This is a genomic window from Vibrio sp. (genome assembly GCF_047973365.1).
Classification (GTDB): Bacteria; Pseudomonadota; Gammaproteobacteria; order Enterobacterales; family Vibrionaceae; genus Vibrio.
The window spans coordinates 40,388-47,682 of record NZ_JBKEBW010000110.1; the positions used below are offsets into that span (position 1 = coordinate 40,388).

5 protein-coding genes and 1 pseudogene are annotated in these 7,295 nt (G+C 45.9%); all 6 read left to right on the top strand.

Annotation, left to right across the window (positions count from 1 at the left end; translation table 11 throughout):
* Positions 1 to 140 precede the first annotated feature (140 nt).
* Entirely contained in the window at positions 141 to 1,670 is a 1,530-nt protein-coding gene (locus ACK5MF_RS14210) for an ABC transporter ATP-binding protein (RefSeq protein ID WP_416923256.1), read from the top strand.
* Positions 1,663 to 2,769, top strand: a complete 1,107-nt coding sequence (locus tag ACK5MF_RS14215) for an ABC transporter permease (RefSeq protein WP_416923257.1) — start codon at positions 1,663 to 1,665, stop codon at positions 2,767 to 2,769. The genes ACK5MF_RS14210 and ACK5MF_RS14215 overlap by 8 nt, the downstream gene beginning before the upstream one ends.
* The gene (locus ACK5MF_RS14220; protein ID WP_416923258.1) at positions 2,769 to 3,698 is read left to right on the top strand and encodes an ABC transporter permease; all 930 of its coding nucleotides are present in this window, start codon (positions 2,769 to 2,771) and stop codon (positions 3,696 to 3,698) included. The genes ACK5MF_RS14215 and ACK5MF_RS14220 overlap by 1 nt, the downstream gene beginning before the upstream one ends.
* A 341-nt stretch (positions 3,699 to 4,039) precedes the next feature.
* Positions 4,040 to 5,116 carry a BMP family ABC transporter substrate-binding protein gene (locus ACK5MF_RS14225; RefSeq protein ID WP_416923259.1) on the top strand — a complete coding sequence of 359 codons (1,077 nt, stop codon included), beginning with the start codon at positions 4,040 to 4,042 and terminating at the stop codon, positions 5,114 to 5,116.
* A 159-nt stretch (positions 5,117 to 5,275) separates the two neighbouring features.
* Positions 5,276 to 6,685 carry a xanthine dehydrogenase small subunit gene (xdhA, locus tag ACK5MF_RS14230; RefSeq protein ID WP_416923260.1) on the top strand — a complete coding sequence of 470 codons (1,410 nt, stop codon included), beginning with the start codon at positions 5,276 to 5,278 and terminating at the stop codon, positions 6,683 to 6,685.
* Positions 6,678 to 7,295 (top strand): annotated as a pseudogene (locus ACK5MF_RS14235) (xanthine dehydrogenase molybdopterin binding subunit); the annotation flags it as partial. The gene xdhA and the pseudogene ACK5MF_RS14235, both read left to right, overlap by 8 nt.

Genomic DNA, 7,295 nt, shown 5'->3' on the forward strand with positions numbered 1-7,295 from the left:
AAATGCTTAACGTCAAGCCTTTCGCCTATTGATATTGAACACTTGGTCAAGTTTTTGCATTTGGCTTTTCCAGATTCAGACCAGGAATAAATAATTAAACAAAAATAGCCGTAAATTGATTAGAAAGGAATCTGCTCAACATGGACACACCACTACTCGAGCTGTGGAACATCAGTAAGTTTTTCCCCGGCGTCGTGGCGAATAACAAAGTGAATTTAAAACTCCATCAAGGGGAGATCCTAGCTCTGTTAGGGGAAAACGGCGCAGGAAAATCAACGCTGGTAAAAATGATTTATGGCGTAAATAACCCTAGTGAAGGGGCTATTATGTGGAATAATCACGAAGTCACAATCAGCTCGCCCAACCAAGCAAGAACCATGGGTATCGGCATGGTATTTCAACACTTTTCCGTATTCGAAACACTGACGGTATTGGAAAACATTCAACTGGGTTTAGATAAGGAATTTCTCGCTTCAGTTGCCGATTTACGTAAACTCATCATCGACAAGAGTGAGCAATACAAACTGCACGTTGAGCCCGACCGATATGTACACAGTCTAAGTATCGGAGAGAGACAGCGTGTAGAAATTCTTCGCTGTCTAATTCAAAACGTAAAACTTTTGATCCTTGACGAACCCACTTCTGTGCTTGCTCCACAAGAAATTGAAGGCTTGTTTGAAGTACTGAACCAACTTTCAAACGAAGGTTGCGCTATTTTATTCATCAGTCACAAACTGAAAGAAGTCACCTCTTTATGCCATCGCGCAGTGATTTTACGTGGCGGTAAAGTCATCGGGGAATGTGATCCAAGCCAAGAGACGCCAAACTCGATTGCGCGAATGATGGTGGGTGATGAAACTCAGCTATCGGAAAGCTATCCGAAAACGGAAACCAGCGATGTCATTCTGCAAACAAACAATCTGACACTCTCTCCTTCTCACCCTTTCGGTTGTGGTCTAGAGAAAATAAATCTGCAACTCCGCGCTGGCGAAATCTTCGGTCTCGCAGGTGTTGCTGGTAACGGTCAGGAAGATTTGCTTGCGGTACTCAGTGGTGAAGACACGCGTAGCAACGCCGAAAGTATTCAATGGCAAGATATCAACATCGGTGATTGGGACGCAGGTAGACGTCGCGAACTGGGTCTTGCCTATGTTCCGGCAAACCGCCTTGGTCAAGGCGCAGTACCTGAAATGAGTTTGCAAGAAAACACCCTACTCACTCATTCTCGTGCACTCAGCTCTCGTGGGGTGATTAACTTCCCTAAACTGAAACAATTGGCTCAGCAGCTCATTAGCCATAACCAAGTGAAATGCCGCAATGAAAACTCTCAAGCGAAGAGTCTTTCAGGCGGTAACTTACAGAAGTTTATTATCGGGCGCGAAGTCGCTCAACAGCCCAAAGTTCTCATCTGTGCCCATCCAACATGGGGCGTAGATATCGGTGCAGCCAGCGCGATTCACCGTCAGCTCATCGCATTGCGTGATGCTGGCACAGCGGTTCTGGTTGTCTCTGAAGATATCGACGAACTGTTTATTTTATGTGACCGTTTAGCTGCCATTTATGAAGGACAAGTGTCAGACGCAGTTAAAACCAGCAATACCTCTATCGATCAAATTGGCGAATGGATAGCCGGTGGTTTCGTTTCTCATGGGGAGGTAGCAAATGCTTAAGGTTCAACCTCGTTTAGAAAGCTCTAAGCTGATGTCTTGGCTTTCTCCATTCATTGCTGTCGCGCTAACTATGGCGGTATCCAGCCTGATGTTTTCCTGGTTAAATGTTGACCCAATCAAAGCCTTCCAAGTATTCGTCCTGATGCCATTTTCCGACAGCTACAACTTAGGCGAACTATTAGTGAAGTCCGCACCACTGATGTTGTGTGCAATCGGTTTGGCACTATGTTACCGAGCAAACATGTGGAACATTGGTGCTGAAGGCCAATTATTGATTGGTGCGGTTGCCAGCAGTGCGGTGGCAATCACGGCGACCGATGATTCTGGCTTTGGCTCTTTCCTGTTGACCGTTGGCGCAGGTGTTATCGCAGGTGCGCTATGGGCTGGTATTCCAACTTGGTTGAACCGCCGCTTTCATACCAACATTATTCTAACCACCATCATGCTTAATTACATTGCTTTGTACACTTTGCTTTGGGCGGTACATGGTCCGCTACGCGATCCTTCAGGATTTGGTTTCCCTGAATCTGCGATGTTTGCTGATGCGGTGATTATGGCGCCAATCATTGAATCAGGTCGCGCAACGATGTCGATTGTGCTTGCGGTGGTTGTGGCTATTGCAGCAGGGTTAATGTTATTCAAAACAGTTCCAGGGTTTAAACTTCGCGTCATGGGTTCAGAACGTACCGCGGCAAAATACGCAGGATTTTCCGAAAACAAATTGGTGTGGGGCGTGATGCTTTTCTCCGGAGCAATGGTAGGATTTGCAGGCGCAGCGGAGGTTATGGGACCCATTGGTCAACTTGTTCCTTCGGTATCTCTGGGATACGGCTATGCTGCCATTATCGTTGCTTATCTTGGTCGCTTAAACCCGATAGGTGTCATTATTGCAGCGCTGTTCATGGGTGCCCTTTATATGGGAAGTGACCTCGCTCAAATCGAACTGAATTTACCGACTGCCGTCACTGGCTTGTTCCAAGGTACTTTGCTGTTCTTCTTATTAGCTTGTGATTTTTTAATCTACTACCGATTCGTGCCGAGTCGTTCTTTAAGCAAGAAAACCGCTGGTTCACTAGTTAAAGAGAAAGGAGCCGCATAATGGATGCAATGCTAATTCAGGCGCTGTGTATCGCGGCGCTTAAAACAGGAACCCCACTGCTGATCATCGCTTTAGGCGAACTGATCTGCGAAAAAACAGGGGTGTTAAATCTTGGTCAGGAAGGCATGATGTTGATGGGCGCAATGGCAGGTTTTGCCGGCGCTATGGTATCAGGGAGCTTGCTAGTTGGTGTGTTGGTTGCCATGTTTGCAGGCATGATGATGGCGTGGTTGTTTTGTGTATTAACGCTGTCGCTTAGTTCAAATCAGGTTGCAACCGGTTTGGCTCTCACCATCTTCGGTACCGGGCTTAGTGCCTTCTTAGGCGGCAGCTTAGTGGGCAGCACCATTCAAGGGTTTAAGCCAATCGCGATTCCCTTACTCAGTGATATTCCATTCTTAGGTCCGCTGCTGTTTAACCACGACATTCTGGTTTACGCAAGTTTCGCCCTTGTTGGCAGTTCTTGGTGGATACTGCATAAAACGCGTATTGGTCTGGTGATTCGCGCTGTGGGCGAAAACCCGCACTCTGCAAACGCACTGGGTATCAAAGTGATCAAAGTGCGTTACATGGTCACATTACTCGGTGGTGCTTTCGCCGGTCTTGCGGGTGCTTACATGTCGTTATCGTATACACCGATGTGGATGGAAAACATGACCGCAGGGCGTGGTTGGATCGCACTGGCTTTGGTTGTGTTCGCTTCGTGGCGCATTGGTTATCTGCTGTTAGGCGCATACTTGTTCGGTTTTACCTCCATCATGCATTTGATGATGCAGGGAGCAGGAATCGACATCTCTCCTAACCTGCTCGCGATGACCCCTTATGTAGCAACGGTCGTTGTCATGGTTTTACTGAGCTCGAATGAGCTACGCCAGAAATTGGCAACTCCAATGAGTTTAGGCAAACCGTTCGACCCGAAACGTCAATAGCACCTAAACGTCAATAACAGCAGTTTCACTCAGCCCGCTTTCGCGGGCTTTATGCCTCTGCTAACTACGCATCAAAATGGTGCATTTTGTATACAACAAAGCACCATTGTAAAACGTTCACTTAAAGTCACTTTCACGTCAACGTCTATACTCAATGTATACAATTTAGCTAACTCCTTTGTGCACAATGCTTACGAGAGCATTGAAAAGTTTTTATTTAAAACACGACCAGTTGGTCAACTTTTTGCTAACAAATCATTATCACAAATCTTTTACCAGAAAACATAGCACAACCAAATAGCTATCTTAAAAATGGCGATATCTTTAAAATGGAGAGTTTCATGAAAATAAATCAGTGGATGACGGTTGCAGCACTTTCAGTGTCTGCAGTATTTTCAACTTCCACCCTTGCGGAAGGTCCGATGAAAGTCGGTTTTGTATATGTGGGGCCTGTTGGTGACCACGGTTGGAGCTATGAGCACGACCAGGGCCGTCTGGAAATGGAAAAACACTTCAACGGCAAAGTGCAAACTACATTCGTGGAAAACGTACCGGAAGGCGCAGATGCTGAACGTGTTATCACTCAGCTCGCTAAGTCAGGCAATGAAGTTATCTTCACTACCTCATTCGGTTTTATGAACCCAACAGCGAAAGCTGCAAAACGTTTTCCTAAAGTAACGTTTGAACACGCCACAGGCTACAAAATGGATAAAAACCTAGGTACTTACGCACTTCGTACCTACGAAGGTCGTTATGTATCGGGTGTTGCAGCGGGTATGGCAACAAAAACAAACACGCTTGGCTACATTGCTACGTTCCCAATCCCTGAAGTTATTCGTGATATCAACGCGGTTTATCTTGGCGCGAAAAGCGTAAACCCAGATATCAAACTAAAAATCGTTTGGGTGAACACTTGGTACGATCCAGGTAAAGAATCGGATGCTGCAAACGCGCTTATGGATCAAGGCGCAGACATTATTCTTCAACATACTGACAGCCCAGCACCACTTATCGCAGCTGAAAAACGCGGCATGATGGGTATCGGTCAAGCATCAGATATGAGCCACTTTGCTCCTAAAGCACACATGTTCTCTGTACGTGACCACTGGGCACCACACTACATCAAGAGCGTGCAAGCCGTTATGGATGGCACTTGGAAATCTGAAGATTACTGGGGTGGTTTAAAAGACGAATTGCTACAAATCGTATCTATCAATCCTAGTCTTCCTGAAGAGATCAAGACTGCTATTTCTACAACTGAAGCAAAAATCATCTCTGGCGAAATCGTTCCATTTACGGGTCCAATGAAAGACAACCAAGGTAAAGAAGTGATCGCTGCGGGTCATTCGTTAACTGACCAAGAGTTGGCAGCAGTAATGTGGTACGTTGAAGGTATCGACGCAAAAATTCCTAACTAATAAAGCCCGACTCGCGTATCCGCTCAAGATGCGCGAGTCTTTTTTTAACCAAATAGTTGACCAGTTGGACAAGTTTAATAACAAAAACCCGTACTCATTGAAGCAAGGAAGCGCAGAAAGTAAGGCTCAAGCTACAATTAGCAAGGAAGAGAGGAAGTTATGTTAGAGCTAATGATTAATAGCGAAGTGGTCAAAGTGGAGTCTGTTAAAGCCGATACCATGCTATTGAACTACCTACGCGAACAGAAACAAATGACAGGCTCTAAAGAGGGATGCGCAAGCGGAGACTGCGGAGCTTGTACTGTCGTTTTAGTCAGCTTAGATGGTGATAACGTCAATTATCGCCAAATAAACGCCTGTATCACGCCAATCCACTCACTGCATGGCAAGCAGGTCGTTACGGTAGAACACCTGGAACAGGGCAACCAACTCCACCCTGTTCAACAAATAGTGGTAGATAAACACGGCACTCAATGTGGCTTCTGCACACCGGGTTTTGTCATGTCTCTTTATGCTTTATCCAAACAGACCGAAAAACCACAACATCCTGCCGATTTCTTAGCTGGTAACTTATGTCGTTGTACCGGTTACGGCCCGCTGATTGAAGCCGCCAATACCATTGCAACCACTGAAATTGAAGACCCACTTAGCGCTGAAGTCGAAAGCGTAAAAGAATGGATGAAATCTGTTCAGCCTCTCGAAAGTGCACAATATATCAAGCCAATCACTCGTAAAGCTCTGGCAAAGGCACGTGCTGAACATCCGAATGCAAAACTGATCGCTGGCGGTACTGATTTGTCGCTGGAAGTCACGCAACAACTGAAATCTATTCCCGAACTGATTGATATTTCACACGTTGACGACCTGCTTGGTATTACCGAAACCACCTCAGGCTGGCGTGTCGGCGCAGCAGTGCCGATGAACATTGTTCATGAATTTATGAAAAAGCACTTCCCAACAACGGATGAAGTTATAGAACGTTTAGGAAGTTTAACCATTCGCCACCGAGCAACATTGGGTGGCAGTCTTGGTCACGCATCCCCTATTGGTGATATTGCACCGCTATTGATGAGTCTTCAGGGCAAAATTGAACTCGATGATGGCGCAACCAAAACCCTGTATGCACCTGAAGACTATATTACTGGCTATCGTGAAACGTTGATCAAACCAAATCAGTGGATCAGCGCGATTCATCTACCACATTTGGCACCTAACCAGCACCACGCAATCTACAAAGTGAGTAAGCGTTACGAGGACGACATCGCAACGGTCACTCTGGCTATCAACATGACAATCGGTTCAGACAAACGCGTTAAGAGCTGCATTATTTCAGCAGGCGGTGTGGCCGCTAAATCTGTACGTTTATTTGAACTGGAAGAAGTCTTTGTTGGTCATTCACTCACCCAACCTATCGTGAACAAAGCACGTCAAAAGGTTACTCAGGTGATTCATCCGTTAAGTGACGTTCGCGGCTCTGCGGAGTATCGGGTAAAGCTGGTACAAAACCTGCTGCAACGCTTTTACCTAGAATCACAGCAAGTTGAAACAAGGTTGGTGCAACATGCGTAAGTTAACTTCCGTTTTTAAACAAACTGCTGTTGATAAACAAACTCCTGCTCAACAACTTGTCACTGAGATTGTCGGCAAACCGCACAAACATGAAAGTGCCGATAAACAAGTCAGTGGCGAAGCCCTGTTTGTTGATGATTATGTAATTCCTAGAAACTGCCTTCATGCTGCGGTTGTCATCTCATCGATTGCCAAAGGCAAAATTATTAACTTGGATCTTTCTTCTGTTGAGAATGCCGAAGGTGTGGTGAAAGTCTTTACAGCGGATGCGATTCCCGGTGAAAAAGACATTGGTACTATTTTCAAAGGCGACCCACTGCTGGCTTTGGACAATGAAATTCGTTATTTCGGTCAGCCTATCGCGCTAGTATTGGCAACCTCTCACGACCAAGCATGGAAAGCCACACGTTTGGCTTCTGTTGAATACCAACAAGAAGAAGTTGTGCTAAGCCACGAAAACGCCAGTGATCTGCTCCCTTCGCACCAAATGGGCAAACACATTGAACAGAGCGTGTTTGATAATGCGGATATCGCCATAGACAGCGATATGCACGTCGGCGGTCAAGAGCATTTTTATCTGGAAGGACAAGTGAGCCTTGCAGAAATCACC